The organism is Mesorhizobium sp. M1334, from assembly GCF_040317995.1.
Classification (GTDB): Bacteria; Pseudomonadota; Alphaproteobacteria; order Rhizobiales; family Rhizobiaceae; genus Mesorhizobium.
In genome coordinates, this window is the sequence record NZ_JAMYLM010000068.1 from 1 (window position 1) to 1,729 (window position 1,729).

The window sequence follows — 1,729 nt, forward strand, 5'->3', positions numbered from 1 at the left end:
TTGTATGGGCTAATCTTTGTCAAGGTGATCTTTCAGTCGTTCCGTCTCCTTGTTCAGCCGTGTGCGCCCATTTGTTCCTGCTTTGGCTCCGGGGTCCATTGGGGCGCCGCGCGCAGTGACGGTCAAGGGTGGGCCTTTGGCCATCGCGAAGCGACTTGCCCTTGATGGTCACGAGCACGGCGGCAGCGTTACATTGAGCCGGCAGGTGCTGTTTGTAGAGGTCTACAACTTCAAACCGAGGGGAGCTCGCCATCAGGCGCCCGTAAACGCGCCGCAAGCTTGTATGCGGTTGATCCTCGCGGATCAAAAACCATGATGCAGCCATACGCATCGGCGGCGAAGCTCCGGGCGGTGGGCCCATTCTACAGCGCGGCGTCGTAAGCCATGTGAGCGACCGGGATCACCACCACCTCGGATCGTTATTGGCAGACGCTATTGCAGCTGCCAAACTTCAATGCTCGTCCTGTCGAACGCTCCTCCATGCTTTATACCGGACGCAGGGCTACTCCCGTCGGGATCTCGCCGGTCGTGACAAGTCGCCAGAAGGCAATCAGTAGCTTGCGCGCCAAAGCCACGATCATTGTCTTGCGCGTACCGCCACGGCCATCGGCCGTTCTCGCGCAAAACCAGTGCGCCAGCGCGCTGTTCTTTTGGAATTGGAGGAACCGCCAAGCCAATAGGATCATGCCGTAGCGGACGCGAGCGTTGCCGGCCCGCGCAAGACCTTTCTCGCGCCTGCGTTGGCCGCTCTCATCCGGCGCCCCGGTAAGTCCGGCATAGCGGGCGACGGCTCGCCGATCACGCAGGCCGCGTGAGAGAATCTCATTCACCAGCATGTCCGCAGTCTCGATACCTACACCGATGATCCGCGCAAGAAGGCGAACCATCGCGAGCGGACCCTTCTCCGTGTCCGGAACCACCGAGAGCTGCCGCAACCGCTCCTGTTCGATCTCGTGAATTTGTTCATGCAACAGGTGAAGCCGTCCGAGATTACGGCGCAACTCGGCTCGGCTTCGTTCCGGTAGGGGCATACCTTCCGCCGTATGCAGAGCCTCCAGTTTCTCGGCAGCTTTGCGCAGATTGGGTTTGAAGGCGCGAATGCCGAAGCGAGCGAGGATTGCCTTGATGCGGTTGACGATCCGTGTACGTTCGCGGACGAGATTGTCTCGTTCACGGTTCGGACGGCGGGCCTCCTCCTCATTGATGGTTGGGATGGCTGCCATGCTGCAGTGGCGCTTCTCGCCCCGCAGCCAGCCAAGAAAGGCGCGCATCAGCAGTTCGGTATCGAGGCGATCGGTCTTGGCACGCCGATGTTCACGGGAAACCGCGACGCTCGATGGATGTATGACATAAGCTTCGACAGCGCGCGCCTGAAGCCAGCGCGCCAACCAAAAGCCGTCGCGTCCAGCCTCATAGGCGACAACGATGCGCCGGACTTCACGCCCGGCTTGGATGGCTTCGCTGCGCCAGCGGCGCAACAGCCTGAACACCGAATCCGGGTCGGCATCGAGCTTCTTGAGAGGATTACGTTCAAAGCCAGGGACCGTCGCAGCAATGAGCCACTTTGTCTGGCTCATCTCAATCACTGCGACCAACGTGCTGTCCTGATCAAGGGCAGTAAGGGATTTGCTTGCATCAAAGGATGGTGACATGGGGCGCTCCTTAGGTAGCTGCTCAACAGCGTCGAGGGTGCCACACGCTCGCCGCCGCCCATAGCATCTACAGCGCT

Annotated in this window: 1 protein-coding gene; it reads right to left on the reverse strand. The window is 60.4% G+C overall.

The window, feature by feature from the left end:
• Positions 1-485: 485 nt before the first annotated feature.
• Positions 486-1,652, reverse strand: coding sequence for an IS110 family RNA-guided transposase (locus NKH17_RS33270; RefSeq protein WP_352775934.1), 1,167 nt, complete (start codon positions 1,650-1,652; stop codon positions 486-488).
• Positions 1,653-1,729 lie beyond the last annotated feature (77 nt).

Bases quoted from the DNA above. Each gene is read 5' to 3' on its own strand.
- NKH17_RS33270 (WP_352775934.1), bottom strand. From the start codon at position 1,652: ATGTCACCATCCTTTGATGCAAGCAAATCCCTTACTGCCCTTGATCAG.